At 65.1% G+C, this 19827-nt stretch carries 17 protein-coding genes; 6 read left to right on the top strand and 11 right to left on the bottom strand.

Annotated elements, in window-relative coordinates; translation table 11 throughout:
* Positions 1-45 precede the first annotated feature (45 nt).
* The 4 genes from QX070_RS09830 to QX070_RS09815 all read right to left on the bottom strand — a co-directional run bounded on the left by QX070_RS09830 (position 46) and on the right by QX070_RS09815 (position 4493).
* A complete protein-coding gene (locus QX070_RS09830) occupies positions 46-939 on the bottom strand; it encodes an NAD(P)-dependent oxidoreductase (RefSeq protein ID WP_315736686.1) in 894 nt (297 codons plus the stop codon).
* Positions 936-1352: a carboxymuconolactone decarboxylase family protein gene (locus QX070_RS09825; RefSeq protein WP_315736685.1), complete on the bottom strand. Its 417-nt coding sequence runs from the start codon at positions 1350-1352 to the stop codon at positions 936-938. Before QX070_RS09825 ends, QX070_RS09830 begins: the two co-directional genes overlap by 4 nt.
* Before the next feature lie 180 nt (positions 1353-1532).
* Positions 1533-2993, bottom strand: a complete 1461-nt coding sequence (locus tag QX070_RS09820; RefSeq protein WP_315736684.1) for an aldehyde dehydrogenase family protein — start codon at positions 2991-2993, stop codon at positions 1533-1535.
* 474 nt (positions 2994-3467) lie between these two features.
* A complete protein-coding gene (locus QX070_RS09815; RefSeq protein WP_315736683.1) occupies positions 3468-4493 on the bottom strand; it encodes a LacI family DNA-binding transcriptional regulator in 1026 nt (341 codons plus the stop codon).
* A 224-nt stretch (positions 4494-4717) separates the two neighbouring features.
* Between QX070_RS09815 and QX070_RS09810 the strand changes: the two genes are divergently transcribed.
* From QX070_RS09810 to QX070_RS09790, 5 genes are all read left to right on the top strand, one after another.
* Positions 4718-5857, top strand: a complete 1140-nt coding sequence (locus tag QX070_RS09810) for a sugar ABC transporter substrate-binding protein (protein WP_315736682.1) — start codon at positions 4718-4720, stop codon at positions 5855-5857.
* Between the two features lie 76 nt (positions 5858-5933).
* Positions 5934-7475 carry a sugar ABC transporter ATP-binding protein gene (locus tag QX070_RS09805; protein ID WP_315736681.1) on the top strand — a complete coding sequence of 514 codons (1542 nt, stop codon included), beginning with the start codon at positions 5934-5936 and terminating at the stop codon, positions 7473-7475.
* Positions 7472-8452, top strand: a complete 981-nt coding sequence (locus QX070_RS09800) for an ABC transporter permease (RefSeq protein WP_315736680.1) — start codon at positions 7472-7474, stop codon at positions 8450-8452. The genes QX070_RS09805 and QX070_RS09800 overlap by 4 nt, the downstream gene beginning before the upstream one ends.
* Complete coding sequence (locus QX070_RS09795; protein ID WP_315736679.1) at positions 8449-9429, top strand: ABC transporter permease; 981 nt, start codon at positions 8449-8451, stop codon at positions 9427-9429. Before QX070_RS09800 ends, QX070_RS09795 begins: the two co-directional genes overlap by 4 nt.
* A gap of 373 nt (positions 9430-9802) precedes the next feature.
* Positions 9803-10858, top strand: coding sequence for a phosphatase PAP2 family protein (locus QX070_RS09790; protein WP_315736678.1), 1056 nt, complete (start codon positions 9803-9805; stop codon positions 10856-10858).
* Between the two features lie 84 nt (positions 10859-10942).
* Here QX070_RS09790 and QX070_RS09785 read toward each other — a convergent pair whose 3' ends face one another.
* From QX070_RS09785 to QX070_RS09755, 7 genes are all read right to left on the bottom strand, one after another.
* A complete protein-coding gene (locus QX070_RS09785) occupies positions 10943-11638 on the bottom strand; it encodes an ABC transporter ATP-binding protein (RefSeq protein ID WP_315736677.1) in 696 nt (231 codons plus the stop codon).
* Positions 11638-12387 (bottom strand): ABC transporter ATP-binding protein, encoded by a 750-nt coding sequence (locus QX070_RS09780; RefSeq protein WP_315736676.1) that lies wholly within the window; start codon positions 12385-12387, stop codon positions 11638-11640. The genes QX070_RS09785 and QX070_RS09780 overlap by 1 nt, the downstream gene beginning before the upstream one ends.
* Positions 12384-13676 (bottom strand): branched-chain amino acid ABC transporter permease, encoded by a 1293-nt coding sequence (locus QX070_RS09775; RefSeq protein ID WP_315736675.1) that lies wholly within the window; start codon positions 13674-13676, stop codon positions 12384-12386. The genes QX070_RS09780 and QX070_RS09775 overlap by 4 nt, the downstream gene beginning before the upstream one ends.
* Positions 13673-14620, bottom strand: coding sequence for a branched-chain amino acid ABC transporter permease (locus QX070_RS09770; protein WP_315736674.1), 948 nt, complete (start codon positions 14618-14620; stop codon positions 13673-13675). Before QX070_RS09770 ends, QX070_RS09775 begins: the two co-directional genes overlap by 4 nt.
* Positions 14621-14737: 117 nt before the next feature.
* Positions 14738-15970, bottom strand: coding sequence for a branched-chain amino acid ABC transporter substrate-binding protein (locus QX070_RS09765; protein ID WP_315736673.1), 1233 nt, complete (start codon positions 15968-15970; stop codon positions 14738-14740).
* 244 nt (positions 15971-16214) lie between these two features.
* A complete protein-coding gene (locus tag QX070_RS09760) occupies positions 16215-17486 on the bottom strand; it encodes a serine hydrolase domain-containing protein (RefSeq protein WP_315736672.1) in 1272 nt (423 codons plus the stop codon).
* A gap of 135 nt (positions 17487-17621) precedes the next feature.
* Positions 17622-18842: an ABC transporter substrate-binding protein gene (locus QX070_RS09755; RefSeq protein WP_315736671.1), complete on the bottom strand. Its 1221-nt coding sequence runs from the start codon at positions 18840-18842 to the stop codon at positions 17622-17624.
* A 283-nt stretch (positions 18843-19125) separates the two neighbouring features.
* Between QX070_RS09755 and QX070_RS09750 the strand changes: the two genes are divergently transcribed.
* Positions 19126-19818, top strand: coding sequence for a TetR/AcrR family transcriptional regulator (locus tag QX070_RS09750; RefSeq protein ID WP_315736670.1), 693 nt, complete (start codon positions 19126-19128; stop codon positions 19816-19818).
* Positions 19819-19827 lie beyond the last annotated feature (9 nt).

Raw genomic sequence — 19827 nt, 5'->3', positions numbered from 1 at the left:
CGGCCTTGCCCCGGAATGACGGTGGTTGTGACGCAGAAGTACCAGTCACCCCTTCAGCGCGACGCCGGCCAGCGCCTCGCTCAGCTTCGCCAGCGCGGTGTGATCCTGCCCGGGTCCGAGCATCCCCTGCGCGCTGGCGCTGAGCTCGCGGCAGAGGTTGGAGAACGGCGCGGCGACGCCGGCTGCACGCGCAACCTCGAGCGCGATCGACAGGTCCTTCACCATCAGGTCGAGGCCGAAGCCGCTGTTGAACTGGCGCGACAGCACGAACTGCTTGAACTTCTTCTGCGTCGAGTTGTTCATGCCGGTCGAGGCGTTGAGCACGTCGGTCATCAGGCCGGGATCGATGCCGAACTGCTGGCCGATCAGCAGCGCCTCGATGCCGATCAGGAAGCCGCCGGCCGAGACGAGGTTGTTGAGCGCCTTCATCGCCTGGCCCGAGCCGAGGCCGCCGATGCGGTGGATCGTCGTGCCCATCGCGCGTAACAGCGGCTCGACGCGATCGAGCGCAGCCGGCTCGCCGCCGGCCATGATCGCGAGCTCGCCGGTCACCGCGCGCGGCACGCCGCCGCTGACCGGCGCATCGAGCATGATCACGCCGAGCGGCGCGAGATCGGCCGCGATCGCCTGCGTCGCGGCCGGCGCGCCGGAGCTCATGTCGATCACGATGTGACCCTGCCTCAGACCGGCGCGCAGGGTCCCGACCGCGTCCGCGACATGCTTGCTGGTCGGCAGCATCGTGACGATGACGTCGGCATCTGCCGCTGCCGCCGCGAGATCCCCCGCCTCGATGCCGCCGACCTGGTGCACGAAATCCGCAGCCCGTTCTGGAACGGCATCATTGACCGCAACCGCAAAGCCGGCGCCGAGCAGGCGCGCGGCCATCGGCCAGCCCATGTTGCCGATGCCGACGAACAGGATCTTTCCCGGCGCGCTCATGTGCCGTCCTTTGCGCCGTCCTTCTTGGCGATCGCGCCTTCCGCGACCAGCACCTCATGCGCAGCCTTGAAGGCTTCGAGCCCTGCGGGAATGCCGCAATAGACAGTGGCGTGCAGCAGGATCTCCTTGATCTCGTCGACCGTGACGCCGTTGGTGAGCGCGCCCTTGACGTGCAGCTTCAGCTCGCTCGGCTTGCTGAGCGCGGTCAGCATCGCGAGATTGATGATGCTGCGGGTGCGGCGATCCAGTCCTGGCCGGGTCCAGGCATAGCCCCAGCACATCTCGGTGGTGATGTGCTGGAAGGCCATCATGAAGTCGTCGGCCTTGGCGAGGCTGCCATCGACGTAGGCCGCGCCGAGCACCTCGCGGCGCACCTTCAGGCCCTTCTCGAACAATTCTTTTTCGTCGCTCATCCGCTCGTCTCCTTCTGCAAACCCTGATGTCAGCTCTTTGTCTGAGCATGATCTTTTCGGAAAACCGGCTTCCACTTTTCCGGATCGTGCTCTAGCGCCTCGCCGCGCGGACTGACAACAACGCCGGGCGGCGTTGTCAGTGACGTCCGCACGGCGGAATTGATCGGAGATGCGAATCCGCTAGCCGTGCTTGACGATCAGGGTCTTCATCGCCGCAAGCTCGTACAGCGCCTCGAAACCCTTCTCGCGGCCGTGTCCCGATTTCTTCATGCCGCCGAACGGCAACTCGATGCCGCCGCCGGCGCCGTAGCCGTTGACGAACATCTGGCCGACCCGGACCTTGCGCGCGACGCGCATCGCCCGCGAGCCGTCGCCCGACCATACGCCCGCGACCAGGCCGAAATCGGTGCCGTTGGCAAGCTTGATCGCATCGGCCTCGTCGTCGAACGGCATCGCCGCCAGCACCGGGCCGAACACCTCGTCGCGCGCCAGCTCGGAGTCGCGGGCGACCTGCTGGTAGAGCGCAGGCGCGACGTAGAAGCCTTCGCTCGGCACGCCGTCGGCGATCTTGCCCTGCGCCACGCGCTTGGCGCCGCCGGACTCGGCACGCGCCAGCATGCTCTCGATGCGCTTCTTCTGCACCGCGCTGATGACGGGGCCGAGATCGAGATCCATCTCCGGGGTGCCGGCGGTGATCTTCTCGAAGCGGAGCGTGAGGTCGGCCAGGAAACGGTCCCAGATCGAACGCTCCACCAGCACGCGCGAGCCGGCCGAGCAGGTCTGGCCGGCGTTCTGTACGATCGCCGCGGCCACCGAGGTCAGCGCCGCATCGAGATCGGCGTCGGCGAACACGATCTGCGGCGACTTGCCGCCGAGCTCGAGCGTGCAGCCGATGTGGTTCCTCGCGGCCGCCGTCTGCACGAGCGTGCCGACCTCGGGGCTGCCGGTGAAGGAGATGAAATCGATACCGTCATGCGCCGACAGCGCCGCACCCGCCTCCTCGCCAAGGCCCGGCACGACATTGATCGCACCGGCCGGGAAGCCGGCTTCCGCCGCGAGCTCGGCAAGACGCAGCGGCACAAGGCAGGCCTCCTCGGCCGGCTTGATCACGGTCGCGTTGCCCATCGCCAGCGCCGGCGCGACGGTGCGGCCGAACATCTGGCCCGGATAGTTCCACGGAATGATATGGCCGGTGACGCCGAGCGGTTCGTACACCGTGGTGACGAAGAAGCCGTCGAGGAAGGGAATGGTGTCGCCATGCACCTTGTCCGCGGCGCCGCCGTAATATTCGAAATAGCGCGCGACCGCGACGACGTCCGCCTTGGCCTGCTTCATCGGCTTGCCGGTATCCGCCGCTTCGAGCTTCGCGAGCTCCTCGGCATTGTCCTCGACGAGGCGGCCGAGCTTCGACAGCAGGCGCCCGCGGTCCACCGCGGCGAGCCGGCCCCACGGGCCTTCGAGCGCGCGGCGCGCCGCCGCCACGGCAAGATCGATGTCGGCCGCATCCCCTGCCGCGATCGAAGCGATCACCTGGCCGGTCGCCGGAGCAAGCATCGCAATGGTGCGGCCCGACTGCGCGGGCTGCCACGTGTTGTCGATGAAGACGCCCTTTGCGGCAGGCAGTTTGACATTGGCGTTCATGGCAGCTCTCCGGCTTCTCTTGCAGCTCGTCCTCGGTCAGATCAGACCTCGGCACGGTGCATCACCACGCGGCCGCGCGACGGCCGAGGCAACGGAGGCGTGTCACCATGGCCGGATTGGCCGGCCGCTCTCCCCCGTTTGCGCTGCAGCGGTCATGATGCCCGATGGATGCGTCCGACGTTTCTGTCAGACAATATCGGAGCCGTCCAGAACGGGACGCGGGGCGCACGAGAACGTGCGGCGCGCGACCCTGCGGGGCTCGCGCGCAATCGGCCGCGACATGGTCGTCGCAAGGCTCGTCATCTGGCTTACCGCCTGGTCCGCCAGGCGGTCGGGAACGCTCGTGGCCGGCGCGGCGATCTCGCCCAGCGGGGGCCGCTGCCTCCTTGCGAGAGATTGGCCTGCTCGTGGGTGATGCAATGGGTGCTCGGCCGCACCACGTGCAGCACTGCGCCCGAAAGGGCGCGACCATCATCACGAAGCCACGAGATGCGGTCCGGTGCTGCCGCGTGCGACGATCTCGAAGCCGAGGTCGATCCGACGCGTTCTCGGCCGCTTGCCGGTGGCGATCACCTGAAGCACCAGTTCGGACGCCACGCGCCCCATGTCGGCGCGCGGCGTCAGCACGGTCGACAGCGGCGGATTGGAGGCCGCCGCGAATTCCAGGTCGTTGAAGCCGATCAGCGAGATCCGGCGCGGGACCTCCAGCCCCGCCTGCTGGCAGGCGAACAACGCACCCAGCGCGATGTTGTCATCGCAGCAGAAGATCGCACCGGGAGCTCCGCTCGCGAGCATCTCCTCGGTCAGCTTCCGCCCCAGCGAGATCGTCGTCTGTGCCGGGAGCCAGGCAACCAGCGACTCGCCGTCCAAACCAGCTTCCGTCAGCGCCGCGCGATAACCCTCCAGCCGGGCTCGTGCCCGGTCGTCGCGCTGTCCGGAGAGGTAGGCGATCCGCCGATGTCCCAGCTCGATCAGGAAGCGGGTCGCGGCGTAGCCGCCCTGGCGCTGCGAAAGTCCGACATTCAGATCGATCGGATCGTCGGTCAGCTCGAACGTCTGCACCACCGGAATCCGCGAACGTTCGAGAACGCGCCGCGCGGCCCGCGTCTGATTCACCCCGACCAGGATCAGCGCCTCGATGTTCTGGCCCAGCAGCGTCCTGATGGCGCCCTCTTCCTCCTCCGCCGAATAGCGGCTGCTGACGACGACGGGGCGAAAGCCGAGCGGCAGCAGGGTGTCGTAGATCGCCTGCAGGTAGTCCGCGAAGATGCCGTTGGAGAGCGACGACACGACGATGCCGATCGAATGCGTGCGGGTCGAGGCGAGCCGGCTCGCCGCGAAGTTCGGCACATAGGCCAGCCTGTCGACCGCGGCATCGATCCGCTTGCGCAACTCCGGCGACACCATATCGGGCCGCCGCAGCGCCCGCGACACGGTGACAGCGCTGACATGGGCGATGCGGGCGACGTCCTCCAGCGTGGTGCGACGCTTCTGAGACATGATCCTTGCAACATTGATTCACGCGGATTTGTCCGAACCATATTCATGACATGCGACCGGCCGCTTGGCAAAAGCCGCGCGACGGTAATTGACAGCGCTGTCATTGATCAGTAACGCTTGGCGGGTCGAGACGACGAGCAATGCTCGCACAAACCTCCGGAAACAAAGAGGCGTCTCGCACATGCGTCATTGATTTGGCGCCACAACAACAGGGGAGGTCACGAATGTCGTCCAAGTCGATGAGGGCGCGATGCCTTGCCACTTGTGCATCGCTGGTGTTGGTCACGGCGTTTGCCGGCAAGGCGCTGGCGGAGCCGGAGATGGTCAAGGGACCGGCGACCGAGCCTGAATGCATGGTGCCGTGGACCGCGGACACCAAGTTCTTCAAGTTTCCGGCCAAGAAGGGCCCGTACCGCATCGCACTGGCGAACGGCTACATCGCCAATACCTGGCGCATCCAGATGATCCAGACCGCGAAGGCCTATGCGGCGCAGCCGGAGGTCAAGGCCAAGCTGAAGGAGTTCAAGGTCGTCTCGACCGGCGAGGACGTCCCGGCCCAGATCTCGGCAATCAACAACTTCATCGACTCCGGCTATGACGCGATTGTCGTCAACGCGCAGAACCCGACCGCGTTCGGGCCGGTGATCAAGCGTGCCAAGCAGGCCGGCGTGATCCTCGTCGCCTTCGACAACATCCTTGCGACGGAAGATGCGATCAACGTCAACGTCGACCAGAAGGGTCTCGGCGAACTCTGGGCGAAGTGGCTGGTCAAGAACGTGCCGGGCGGCGGCAAGGTGCTCGAGGTGCGCGGCGTCGCCGGCACCTCGGTCGACACCGATCGTCACAACGGCTTCCACTCCGTTCTCGACGGCTCCGGCAAGAAGTGGCAGGTCACCGAGGTCGTCGGCAAATGGGACGACGGCGTCGCCCAGAAGGCCACGGCGGATGCGATCGCGACCAATGGTCCGTTCGATGCGATCTCCGGCCAGGGCGGCGACACCGGCATCGTGCAGGCCATGCTCGACGCCAAGCACAAGATGGTGCCGTTCGGTGGCGAGACCGAAAACGGCTTCCGCAAGTTCTGCGCCGCCAAGGCGTCCGAAGGCCTGAAATGCTCTTCCGCCGGTACCGGCCCTGCGCAGGTCGCGGTCGCGATCAAGGTCGCGCTCGCCGCCCTCGAAGGCAAGGTGGTGCCGCAATCGGTCAAGCTGCCGCTCGCCGTCGTGGAAGATCCGAGCTTCAAGAAGGATCAGGACTACTTCCCGGCACAGTCCGACAACTTCTTCGTCGGCAACTCCTTCCCGACCTGCGGCATCAACTTCACGGCGCAGGAGATCATGGGCCAGTCGAAAGAGAACCAATAGGCCGGTGCGATCGCTGGTCCGCGAGTTCTCTCGCGGCCAGCCCGTCCCTATTGCCCAAACGACTGAGGGAGCAAGCATGATCGCGGCCGAGCCGCTGTTTCGCGCCGAAGGACTGTCCAAGCGCTACGGCGGCGTGATCGCTCTCGACGGTGCGGACCTGGAGGTCCATCCCGGCCGCATCCACGCGATTCTCGGCGAGAACGGCGCCGGCAAGTCGACGCTGATCAAGCTCATGGTCGGCGTGGTCACGCCGGACGAAGGCCGCATGACGCTTGCGGGACGCGAGGTTGCCTTCACCGGTCCTTCCGCGGCAAACGATGCCGGCGTCGTCTGCATCTTCCAGGAGCTGTCGCTGATTCCCGACCTGTCGGTCGCGGACAACATCATGATCTCTCATCCGCCGACGCGGTTCGGCATGATCGATCGGCGAGCCCAGCGTCGACTTGCAGAGGAGGCGCTGCACCGCGCCGGCGCCGGCGATATTCATCCGCGTGCGCTGGTGAAGGACCTGCCGCTGTCGCGCCGGCAGATGGTCGAGATCGCGAAAGCGCTGTCGCGGCAGCCCAAGATCCTGATCCTCGACGAGGCAACCTCGGCGCTGACCGCTTCCGACGTGACCAAGGTGTTCAAGGTGCTGAAGCGCCTGCGCAGCGAGGGGCTGGCGCTGCTCTACATCTCCCATCGCATGCACGAGATCGCGGAGCTCGCCGACGACTGCAGCGTGTTCCGCAACGGCCGCCGCATCGCGACTTTCCCGGCCGGTACCAAAACGGATGCCGAAGTGATCGAGCTCATGATCGGCCGTGAGTACAAGCATGCCTTCCCGGAAAAGCCGCCGCGGAAAATCGATGGCCGGCCGCCCGCGCTGCAATGCAGGAGCGTCAGTTGGGGCGACCGGCTGAAGGACATCTCGTTCTCGCTGCAGGCCGGCGAGATCATCGGTCTCGGCGGGCTCGACGGCCAGGGCCAGCGCGAGCTGCTGCTGGCGCTGTTCGGCGTGCTGCGAGACTGTCGCGGCGACATTCTGATCGACGGCAACAAGGTGACGATCGACAGCCCCGTCACCGCCAAGTCGGAGCGCATTGGTCTCGCGCTCATTCCGGAGGACCGCAAGACCGAAGGACTGATGCTGCCGATGTCGGTGCGCGACAATCTCTCGGCTGCCGCCTTCGACCGGTTCGCGACATTCGGCATCATCGACCGGCAGCGGCAATCGACGCTGATCGACGAGATGATCCGCCTGATCGAGATCAAGACCGCCTCCCCCGATCTCGCCGTCAGCGCGCTCTCCGGCGGCAACCAGCAGAAGGTCGTGATCGCGAAATGGCTGATGAACAAGCCGCGCATCATCCTGCTCAACGATCCGACGCGCGGCATCGATGTCGGCACCAAGCAGGAGATCTACCGGCTGCTGCGCCGGCTTGCCGACGAGGGCGCCGCGATCCTGCTCTATTCGACCGACTATGACGAGCTGATCGGCTGCTGCGACCGCGTGCTGGTGATGTATGATGGCGCGATCAGGCGCGAGCTCGCGGGGGCCGAGATCACCGAGCGCGCGCTGGTCAGCAGCGCGCTCAACGTCGACGAGGGCGAGCGAGCGGAAGCGAGTCCGGCATGACCGAGTGGCGGTACTGGCTCTCCGAACAGCGCGGCACCCTGCTCGCGATCGGGATCTTCGTCGCGATGTTCGTGCTCTATGCGACCAATCATCCGGCCGGCTTCAGCGCCAACATGGTGCAGACCGCCGCCAACAAGGCGACGCTGCTGGCCTTCGTCGCCATGGCGCAGGCGATCGTGGTGATCACCGCCGGCATCGATCTGTCCGTCGGCATGATCCTGACCCTGACCAACTGCCTCGCGTCCTGGATCGTGGTCGGAACCGCCGCCGAGACGGCGCTCGGCGTGGCCGGCGTGCTCGGCACCGGCATCGTCTGCGGCATGATCAACGGCGCGATCGTGATCTTCGGGCGTCTGCAGCCGATCGTGACCACGATCGCCACGGGCGCGATGTATTACGGGCTCGCGCTGTTCCTGCGACCCAATCCCGGCGGGTCCGTCAACGAGACGCTGGCGGATGCCCTGACCGGCAGGCTGTTCGGCGTGCTGCCCACGAGTCTCGTGGTTCTGGCTGTGACGGCGCTGCTGATCTGGGTGCCCTATAGCCGCTCGGTCGTCGGCCGCGCCGCGTTCGCGACCGGCTCCTCCGAGGTCGCAGCCTACATGTCCGGCGCGCCGATCCGCGCGGCCAAGTTTGTCGCCTACACCTTGGCCGGCCTATTGTCGGCGATCGGCGGCCTGTTCCTGACGTTCTTCTCGTATACCGGCGAGGCCGCCTATGCGAGCGGCAACGCCTACACCCTGTTCTCGATCGCGGCCGTGGTGCTCGGCGGCGTGTCGCTGATGGGCGGGCGCGGCAGCGCGATCGGGGCGATCTTCGGCGCCCTCGCGTTCCGCACCATCGGCGATCTCCTGTTCGTGTTCGATTTCGATCCGCTGTGGCAGCCGCTATTCCAGGGCCTCGTGCTGATGCTCGCGGTCTCGATCGGAGCGTTCGGCCTGGTGCGGGTGCGCAATCGCCTGGAGTGGTTCGGATGAGCGACGCAACGGCATCACAACCGGCCCGTCGGGGGATCGCCATGCTGCGCCGGATCGATCCGGCGGTGGCCGCCTCCTTTGGCTGCATCTTGCTGTTGCTGCTCGTGGGCAGTCTCTATTCGCGCAGCTTCCTGTCGCCGGACTATCTGCTGCAGCAGTTGAAGGTCGCGAGCTTCCTGGGCGTGATCGCCACCGGGATGATGCTGGTGATCCTGCTCGGCCAGATCGATCTGTCGGTGCCGTGGGTCGTCACGACCGGTGCGATGATGGCCTGCGCGGCGGCCGCTCATGGCACGACCGGCGCCATCATCGCGATTCCCTGCGGCATTCTCTGCGGCGCCGCCATCGGTCTGTTGAACGGCATCGGCGTCGCCTATCTGCGCATCCCCTCGATGATCATCACGCTGGCGACCAACGCGGTCGCGCAAGGGCTGATGGTCGCCTACACCGGCGGCTTCGCGCCGCAGGATTCCGCCTCCAAGGCGATGCGCTATCTCGCCACCGGCACCATTGTTCCCGGCGTTCCGAACGCGGTGCTGGTCTGGGCGATCATCGGCGGCGCAGCAATCTGGCTGCTGTCGCGGACCACGTTCGGCCGCGCCATCTACGCCATCGGCAACCGCGAGCGCGCCGCCTATCTCTCAGGGATCGATACACGCCGCATCACCATGCTGGCGTTCGCGCTGTCGGGCGCCCTCTCCGCCTTCGGCGGCGTGCTGCTCGCGGGCTATGCCTCGAAGGCAGCGCAGTCGATGGGCGACGCCTATTTGCTGCCCTCGATCGCCGCCGTCGTGCTCGGCGGCACGCACATTCTCGGCGGCCGCGGCAGCTATCTCGGCACCGTCGCCGGCGTCGTGCTGATCACCCTGCTACAATCGATCCTGTCGGTGATGCAGATCAGCGAGGCCGGCCGCCAGCTGATCTACGGCGCCGTGATCATCCTGATGCTCCTGATCTACGGCCGCCAGAAACTGTGATCGCACGCGACATCGCGACGGGGCGATCGGACGGAAGACGGCAGCACGGACAGCGACCGCGGCGACCGGCCCTCCCGCAAGCCGGCCTGCGAGCTGCGGCGCATACGACAGCACTACCACGGGTGGCTTCCCATGATGAATGGTGAAGACCCTTTACACGAGGGCTGTGTCGACACGAAAGCGGCTTCGTTTTCCGGACATGAATGCGGTCTCGACACAACCGATACAGGATTCCAGGCTACGTTCAGTTAAGCATCTCATCACGGTATCTCCGTATTTTACCCGCAAAGGTTGATTTGTTGGCCTGATTGGCCGTAACAAGACACCGACGGGAAACAAGTCGAAATCCATTGAAACGTGAGAGCGGACGACAATGTCGGACACCGCCGCCGGTGGTCTATTGCCTGATCTCAGCCGCCGCTGGCTCGCCTGGACAAAGAGCGTCTTGCAACGGGCGCATGACAGCGGGGATGCAGCGACGGCCTGGGCCGTGTTCCGGTTCAACTGGGCTGTCATGACAGCACTTTGGGTGCTGTTCGGACTGTGCCTGATCTTTACGGACTTTCGCATCGAACCAATCGGCTACGTCGTCGTGCTGTCGACATCGGCCGCCTATGGCCTCATCGGCTACGCCAATGCACGGTCGGCCCAGCGTGCCAAACCCTGGATGTTCTCATTCCTGACCGGGATGGCCCAGACCACACTGGCATCCACCGTGCTGGCATCACTGTCCTACATTGCGACGGCCGCCAACCTGCCGCTTCAGGACGCCAACCTGCTCGCCCTCGATCGCGCCCTCGGCTTCGACTTTCGCGAGTACTTGTCGTTCGTCAATGACCGTCCGTGGGCCGTCTTGACCCTCGCGTTCGGCTATCGATCCATTTCCTGGACGATCTGCATCATCGTCGTGGCCCTTCCCTTGTTGGGCCACTATCGCCGGTTTGCAGAGTTCAACCTCGCGATCAGCCTGACGCTGGCGCTGACATGCATCATCACCTTGTTTGTTCCTGCACTCGGCGTGTACCACGCTCTGGAGCTACCACCGTCGGCCTACGCAAACCTCATTCCCCAAGCCTATTTCGACACGGCGCGCGAGGTGCCCTTGGTTCGCGACGGGACGCTGCGCCTATTGGACACCAGCCATCTCGCGGGGATCGTGACCTTTCCGAGCTTTCACGCGGCGGCCGCGGTCCTCGACGGCTGGGCATTGTGGTCATTGCGCTGGTTGCGACCGTTCAATGTCCTGATCCACGGCGCGATGCTGCTCTCGACCCCGATCGGCGGCGGACATTTCCTCGTCGACATGATCGCCGGCATCGCGATCGCGACGGCGTCGATCTGCATCGCGCGCCTCGTTGCCCTGAGGCTGCGCGAGCGCCACGCCGCGTTTCCGCACCGCATGCTGCGACATCCATTGCCTCAGACCTGAACTGATGGATTCGGGCACGGCAGGATGTCTGTTGCACTTCTGCCCGAGCTGCATCGGCGAACGCGTGCCCGCAGTCCGCGCACCTCACACTTCGAGCCACTCCTGCCGGACCGCGGTGTTGGCCTTGAGCTGATCCGGCGTTCCTTCGAACACGACACGGCCATGGCCCATGACGTAGACGCGCTTCGAGATCCGCATGGCGATCGAGAGCTTCTGCTCGACCAGCAGGATCGCGACGCCCGCCGCTGCGATCCGGGCGATCAGATCGCCGACCTGCTGCACGATCAGCGGCGCCAGACCTTCGGTCGGCTCGTCGATCATGATGAGGTCGGGGTCGCCCATCAGCGTCCGGCAGGTGGTCAGCATCTGCTTCTCGCCGCCCGACAAGACGCCGGCCGGCGTATCGGCGCGCGCCGCGAGATTGGGAAACATGTCGAGCATGTCCTGAAGGCGCCACTTCCCCGGCCGCCGCGTGTCCTTGATGCCGAGCACGAGGTTTTGCCGGACGGTGAGGCTCGGGAAGATATCGCGATGTTCGGGCACATAACCGAGCCCAAGGCGCGCGATCTTGTAGCTCGGCAGACCTGCAATGTCCCGGTCCTTGAAGCGGATCGTCCCCTGCGGGCTGACCTCGCCCATGATCGCCTTCACGGTGGTCGAGCGGCCGACGCCGTTGCGGCCGAGCAGGCTCACGACTTCGCCGGCGGCGACGTCGAGGTCGACGCCCTGCAGAATATGGCTCTTGCCGTAGTAAGCGTGGAGGTTCCTGACTTCGAGCATCAGTGGGCCTCCTCGCCGAGATAGGCTTCCTTCACCTTCGGGTCGCGACGGATCTCCTCCGGCGTGCCCGACGCGATGATGTGGCCGTAGACCAGCACCGAGATGCGATCGGCGAGACCGAATACCACGCTCATGTCGTGCTCGACGATCACCAGCGTCCGCCCCTCGGTGAGCCGCCGGATCAACGACACGGCGCGCTCGGTTTCCGCGTGGCTCATTCCGGCCGTCGGCTCGTCGAGCATGACGACCGTCGCACCGCTCGCAATGGTGACCCCGATCTCCAGCTCGCGCTGCTCGGCATAGGTCAACAATCCCGCGGGAATGTCACGCCGATGCGTGAGATGGATGTCGTCGAGAATCTGGGCGGTCCGCTCCCGCACCTCCGGGAGACTGTCGACGTTCTTCCAGAACGCGTAACGATGTCCGGTCGCCCACAGCACGGCGCATCGGACGTTCTCCCACACGGTCATGCGGGCGAACACGTTGGTGACCTGGAACGAGCGCGACAGGCCGCGCCGATTGATCTCGAACGGCCGCAGGCCCGAGATGACCTCGCCGTTCAGCCTCACCTCGCCGGAGGTCGGCTTGATGTGTCCGCTGATCAGGTTGAACGTCGTGGACTTGCCGGCCCCGTTCGGGCCGATGATGGCGTGGCGCTCGCCCTTGGTGACGCTGAGATTGAGGTCGCGGATCACGCCGACATTGCCGAAGCGCTTTTCGACGGCACGAACTTCGATCGCTGCGGTCATGCCAGATACCCCCGGTCACGCGCCACGGTGGCGGCCCTGTCCCAGGCTTCGGCGATCCGCTGCCACGTCCACCGCCCGACGACGAAGCCGGCGACCACCAGAATCGCGGCGGCGCTCCATGTCGCCGGCGACTGCGGATTCAACGCCATGCCGAACAGGTTGATGGCGTCACCACCCGAATAGCGCGCGACCGTCTCGATGGTCAGGATGACGCCGTAGGCGAGCGCCGCGGTCGGCACGATGGCCACGAGATAGGACGGGATCACCATTCCGAGCGTTCCGGCACGGACCAGCGGCCGGTGCATCATCAGCAGACCGGCAATGCCCCCGGGCGAGAACATGACGATGCCGATGAAGATGATGCCGAAATAGAGCTGCCATACGCTGGTGAGGCTCGTCAGCCCGAGCTGGAGATAGGTCACCAGGATCGCGCCGAGGATCGGGCCGAAGAAATAGGCCGTCCCGCCGATGAAGGTCGCGAACAGCACGAGGCCCGACTGGATTGCACCGAGATAGGCGGAATTCGCGATCTCGAAGCTGATCGCCGCGAGTCCGCCCGCGATGCCAGCGAAGAACCCGGCAAAACAATAAGCGAGATAGCGGACGACGTGCGGATCATAGCCGATGAACTGGACCCGTTCGGGATTGTCGCGCACCGCATTGCTGATCCGTCCCAGGGGCGTCCGGGTCAGCGCATACATCGCGATTGCCGACAGCACCAGCCAGAACGCGATCAGGTAATAGACCTGCAGCTGCGGGCCGAAGGTCCAGCCGAACATGCGTGGCAGAGCGGTGCGGTCGGTGGTGATGCCGGCTTCGCCGCCGAACACCGAGCGCAGGATCAGCGACGACGACGCCACGAGCTCGCCGATGCCGAGCGAGATCATCGCAAACACCGTGCCGGCGCGCTTGGTCATGACCCAGCCGAGGATGATCGCGAAGGCGAGGCCGCCCAGCCCGCCGAACAGCGGAATGAAGGGCAGCGGAATCGGCCAGCCATGCGCCACCACCGCGTTCATCATGTGACAAGCCGCGAAGCCGCCGAGGCCGTAATGAACCGCGTGGCCGAACGACAGCAATCCGGTCTGACCGAGAAGGACGTTGTAGGACAGCGCGAACACGATCGCGATCCCGATCAGGTTGAACGAGGTCAGCGATCCGCCCGAATTGAAGAGCAGCGGCAGCACGATCAGCACGGCCACGCCGATCAGCCAGACGGCGTAGAAGCGGAGACGGGAGCCGGCGGGCTTTGCCGCGAGATGAGACGCGGAGGTGACTGCTGCGGTCATGATTCGCGAGTCCCCATCAGGCCCACGGGGCGCACGATCAGGACGAGCACCAGCAGCAGGTAGGGAACGATCGGCGCGACCTGCGCTATGGTCACGTTCCAGATGTCGGTGAGCACCGATGGCCCTGCGGAGGGATCGAGCGGTCCGAAGGCACTCGCCAGCGAGCCGTTCAACGCGACGGCGAAGGTCTGCACCAGGCCGATCACGAGCGAGGCGATGAAGGCGCCCGGCAGCGAGCCGAGGCCGCCGAACACGATCACCACGAACAGGATCGGCCCGAGTGCGGCGGCCATGTCGGATTGCGTGACCAAGGCGGGGCCGGCGATGACGCCGGCGAGGCCGGCCAGCGCGCTGCCGACCCCGAACACCACCATGAATACGCGTCCGACATTGTGGCCGAGATGGCCCACCATATGGGGATGGGTCAACGCCGCCTGCACGATCAGGCCGACCCGGGTGCGCTTGAGCACGATCAGGAGCACCACGAAGATCGTCACCGATACCGCCAGCATGAAAAGCTTGTACGCCGGATAGTTGGTCGAGAAGATCGTGAACGCGGGAAAGTCCAGCAGCGCCGGCACGCGATAGTCGAGCGGGGTCCTGCCCCAGATCATCGAGACGATCTCCTCGATAGCGAATGCGAGGCCGAAGGTCAGCAGCAGCTCGGCGACGTGGCCATGCTTGTGCGTGTTGCGCAGACCATAGCGCTCGACCGCCATGCCGATGGCCCCGACCAGCAGCGGCGCGAGCAGCAGGGCCGGCCAGAAGCCGACCCACTTCGTGAGCTGGAAGCCGAAGAAGGCGCCGAGCATGTAGAAGCTGGCGTGAGCAAAATTGAGCACCCCCATCATGCTGAAGATGACGGTCAGCCCGCTCGACAGCAGGAACAGCAGCATGCCGAACAGCACGCCGTTGAGGGTCGAAATGACGATGAGTTCAAGCACGGCGCACTCGCGAATGTCCCGGGCTTCAATGCCCTGCCGCTCATTCTCTGACGGACCGACGCACGGCCGGCGCCACTTCCCGCACGCTGACCTCGTGCGGGAAGCCGGCGCGGATCGTTACGGACGCGCCATCTTGCACGTCGTCGACACCATGGCCTGGGGCGTATCGACCCTGGAGACCAGGTGCCATCCCCAGCCGGTGTTCTCCTCGTCGAACGTCTCGTTCGCCGCGAGCTTGCCGAAGGACGAGACGTAGATCGGCTGCAAGAACTGGTGATCATCCTTGCGCATGAAGCCGGTGCCGCCATCCAGCACCTCGAGCTTGAGGTCCTCGAGCGCGGCCGCGACCTTCACCGGGTCGATGGAGTTGGCCTTCTCGGCCGCCGCCTTGAACATGCGCATCTCGTTGACCGCGCGCGGGTACCACAGCGACATGTTGACCTTGGCGCGGAACGCCTTCTCGTAGTCCATCGCGGCCTGATGGCCCGAATTGGCGAAGCCTTCGGTCAGTTGGAAGACCTGATGATCCAGGCCCGTCTGCTTGATGGCGGTCGGGCCGCCGGCGCCGCCCGCATAATAGGTGTACCAGTTGACCTTCAGGCCGGCATCGGCGGCGGCCTTGAGCAGCAGCGCGATGTCCTGGCCCCAATTGCCGGTGATGACGCTGTCGGCGCCGGACGCCTTGATCTTGGCAATGTAGGGCGAGAAGTCCGTGATCTTCAGCAGCGGATGCAGCTCGTCGCCGACGATCTGGATATCGGGCCGCTTCGCCGCGAGCATCTTGCGCGCGTCGCTGCGGACCGACTGGCCGAAAGAATAGTCCTGATTGATCAGATACACCTTCTTGATGGACGGGATGTCCTTCATGTAGTTGGTGAGCGCCTCCATCTTGATGTCCGAGCTGGCGTCCCAGCGGAAATGCCAGTAGCTGCATTTCTCGTTGGTCATGCTCGGATCGACGGCGGCATAGTTGAAGTACAGCACTTCCTTGCCGGGGTTGCGCGTGTTGTGCTTGTTGACGAAATCCTCCAGCGCGAGCCCGACGGACGATCCGTTGCCTTGCGTGATATAGCGGACGCCGGCGTCGATCGCCTTCTGGGCCTGGACCAGGCTCTCTTGCGGATTGGTCTTATTGTCGAACGGCACGATCTCGACCTTATGGCCAAGAATGCCGCCCTTGGCGTTGAGCTCGTCGGCCAGATACTGGAACGTCTTCAGGCCCCCCTCGCCGATACTGGCGCCGCCGCCGGACAGCGGATCGATATAGCCGATCTTGACGGTGTCCTCGGCTTGCGCGGCGTGACCTAGCATCGGGACGATCAGGGCAATGGCCAAAGTTAACTTGCGCATAGTCTTGTTTCCTCGCGGGCTGTCGACTTCAGTCGATCGATGCGCATGATCGCGCAATTTGAAGAAGCACTGAGCAGAATAACGGCCGGATGACAAGCTCGGCATGACATGAACGCATGTTGCCGCTCCGGCAATGTGAGGACAGGCGGCTCGCCGCTGATCGGACGTTTCATTCGGCGGAATGTTGGCGTCCACATCCTGGACGAATCCGCCCGACACGCGGGGGTGACAAGCGCTGCCCCGGTCATGTCGCTTGTTCCACAATGTGGGACAACGCGGCGTAGGTTCCACGCTGATAGACGGGAAGAGCACGGCGGCCGGCAGCGCCGCGCCCGGTGGCAATCGTGGCCCCTGTCCCCGCCGAGACCGGCACTTGATGCTGGATCAGATAGATCATGATCAGGTCATTGACGGGATCGGCCTGCCACCAGGTGCCGAAGATGCCCGGCCAGGTCATCGAGCCCGGTGCGCCACAGGCATAGGGATTGCCGACGGAATCCTCGGCGATCGCAAGTCCGAGCCCAAATCCGCAGGTCTGCCACAGCGGCATGCCGGCGAAGGGAATCTGGCGCTGCGCGTCAATCAGCCGGTTGGTGCGCATCAGGTTGACGGTTTCGGGTCGCAACAGCCTGACGCCGTCCAGCTCGCCTCCTCTCAGCAGCATGCGCGCGAACCGATGATAGTCGGGCGCGGACGAGATCAACCCGCCGCCGCCCGGCGTATAGGCCGGCGGCTCGTCATACATGACCGGCTCGACCTTCGCGAGCCGCCCCGCCGTGTCGTCATATCCATACAGGCTCGCCAGACGATCTCGCTTGGCGTGCGGCAACCAGAAATCGCTGTCGGCCATGCCGAGCGGCGCGAAGATGCGCTCCTGTAGCACCTGCCGAAGCGGCTTGCCTGCGACCCGGCCGATCAGGAAGCCGAGCACGTCGGTCGAATGACCGTAGTGGAAGCGGTCGCCGGGCTGATACGCCAGCGGCAGCGTGCCAAGCGCAGCGAGCCATTCGTCGGGCGTGGACCGGTTCATCGCGGGATCACCGAGCGCGCGCTCATAGGCGAGCTTGAGCGGGCCTTCCGAGAAGAACGCATAGGCGATGCCCGAACGGTGCGTGAGCAGATCCTCGACGGTGATCGCGCGCCGGGCGGGCACGGTATCGTCGAGCGGGCCGGCGGCGTCACGCAGGACCCGCAGATCGGCCAGCTCTGGAATCCACCGGGAGATCGGGTCCGCCAAGGCGATCCTGCCTTCCTCGACCAGCATCATCGCCGCCACCGAGGTGATCGGCTTGGTCATCGACGCGATTCGGAACAACGTATCCGGGCGCATCGGGCTCTTGGTTTCGACATCGCGCCAGCCGATCGTCTCGGCATGAACGATCTCGCCGCCGCGCGAGGTGAGAGACACGATGCCGGCGAGCTCCCCGCGATCGACGAATGCGGCGAGTTCCGGGCCGATCGCTGCAAGCGCCGCAGGATCGAAGCCCCGACGGCGGCAGACGGCTTCACTGGTCATGAGCGGCGCTCCGATGGACAGGGGTCAGCTTTCGGCCACCGGCCTTCGCCGCGGCACCGTGACGGCAAAGCAGAGGCAGCGGGATGACCGGGCGCACAAGCAGCGCCCGATCAGGCCGTGGCCCGGTGAGAAGCTTCAGTCCGCCTTGAAGTCGTCGGTCAGGATCGGCCCCGATATGATCCATCGCTGACCATCGAATTTCATCATCTGGAATTGCTTGCTGATGCGGTAGTCATCGGGGGTCGTCGTCACCGACATTCCCGGCAGCCCGAGATCGGGAACGAAGCCCTTGATGTTGGTCGCCTGCTTCATGATGTTGGCGCGCGTCAGCTCGTCGCCGCATTGCCTGAGAATGTGGACGAGCAGAGCGGCCGTCGAGTAGCCATAGGTCGCAAAGCCGCTGTTGGCGTCCTCGCCGGGCGCGTATTTCGCCATGAACGCCTTGTAGCGTTTCATGCCCTCGTCATCGGCCCATTGCGGATCGAGCGGATCCTTGCCGTAGGCGACCGAGATGATGTCCCTGGCATTCTCGAGCCCCGCGGGCACGAGCACCTGACCGACCGCCGTCGCGTTGACCTCCAGGATGTGGACGGGCTTCCAGCCGAGCTCGGCGGCCTTCCTGATCGATTGCGCCGCGAATTTCGGCGTCGACATGTTGTAGAAGAGGTCGGCGCCCGATGCCTTCAGCGTCACCAACTGGGAATCGACCGTCGGGTCGGACAGCTCGTAGGACAGCTCCTTCACGATCATGCCGGCCTTGGCGCCGAGCCCGTCCTTCAGGCCCTTGACGTAGTCTTTGCCGAGGTCGTCGTTCTGATAGAGGATGCCGATCTTCGCGTTCGGATAGTTCTCCAGGATGTATCTTGCGTAGATGTGCGCTTCCGACCGGTAGTTCGGGTTGGCGGAGATCGTCCACGGAAAGTTCTTGGGATCGGTGAAGCGGGACGCTCCGCTTCCCGCCAGAAGCTGCGGAACGCCCTTGCTGTTCAGATATTTCTGGACCGCGGCATTCGGCGGCGTGCCGATGATCTGGAACGTGGTCAGCACCTCTTCGCTTTCGACCAGCTTGCGCACCTGCTCGACCGTCTTCGGCGGGCTATAGGCGTCATCGTATTGAATGAGGTTGATCTTGCGACCATTGACGCCGCCCTGCTCGTTGATCATGCGGATATAGGCCGCCTCCGCCTTGCCGATGGCACCGAAAGCGGAAGCCGGCCCGCTGAGCGGGTTGGTCTGGCCGATCTTGATCTCGGTGTCGGTCGCGCCGACGTCGTATTTCTTTTCAGCGGATGCCGGGGCTGAAAGGCCCACGCCGAACATCAGCAGGGCAGCCGCCGTCGACTTGATCCGTGTCATGTGTCCTCCCGTGAGCGGCTGATCCATGGCCAGCCGATTGTTTTTGATGATGTCCGCGCACGACGAGACTGGCGACGCGCTGCCCGCCGCCCGATCGTCGACCGCCTTCCATCAGGTCTCCGAGACCTACCGTCCGGCCGGCCGCCGGTCAAGTTCATTCATTTAGCACTAAATGAAAATGTTGGAAGCCCGAAGTCCTGCTTGACCGGGCGCGCCCACCCCCTCATCGTCAAAACACCAACGGTGCCGTTCCTGTGTGCGCCGATCAGGGACCACGGAGAGCATGCCAGCAGAGCCGAAACCCGAGGGGCGCCGCACGCGCGCGGAACAGCGCGCGACGACGGTGAAGCTGATCCTCGACACCAGCGAGGAGCTGTTCGCGCAGCTCGGCTATTTCGGCGTGACGATCAAGGATGTGGCCGACAAGATGGGCATCCATCCTGCGCTGATCCATTACTACTTCGAGGGCAAGAGGGCGTTGTTCGATGCCGTGTTCGAACGCCGCATGGAATACGCGGTCACGGTGCGCACGGCCGGGCTGGATGCCTACGAGGCCAAGGTCGGAGATCGTCCGACCGTTGAAGGCGCGCTGCGTGCCTATTATGACGGCGCGTTCGACGTCTACGTCAACGAAGAGGACAACTGGCGACACTTCGGCCGCATCTTCGCGCAGGTCGCCAACGCGCCGGGCTATGGCGTGGAGATGATGGACACCTATCTCGATCCGCTGGTGCTGCGTCTCATCGGGCTGCTGCAGAAGGCGTTGCCCGACGCCAGGCCTGAGGACCTGTTCTGGAGCTTCCAGTTCACCTCCGGCGCCTACTCGCTGATCCTGTCACGGACCGGCCGGATCGACCGCCTGTCCGGCGGCCTGTGCAAGTCCGACGATTTCGCCGCGGTCCGCGAGCGGTTCGTGACCTTCATGGCCGGGGGCTTCAACGCGCTCTACAAGCGGCGGAAGCAGAAGTCGAAATGAGCGCCTCTT

The organism is Bradyrhizobium sp. SZCCHNR1093 (assembly GCF_032381175.1).
GTDB lineage: Bacteria > Pseudomonadota > Alphaproteobacteria > Rhizobiales > Xanthobacteraceae > Bradyrhizobium.
The sequence above is the reverse complement of the archived record's forward strand: the minus strand, read 5'-3'. Positions and strand labels throughout refer to the sequence as shown.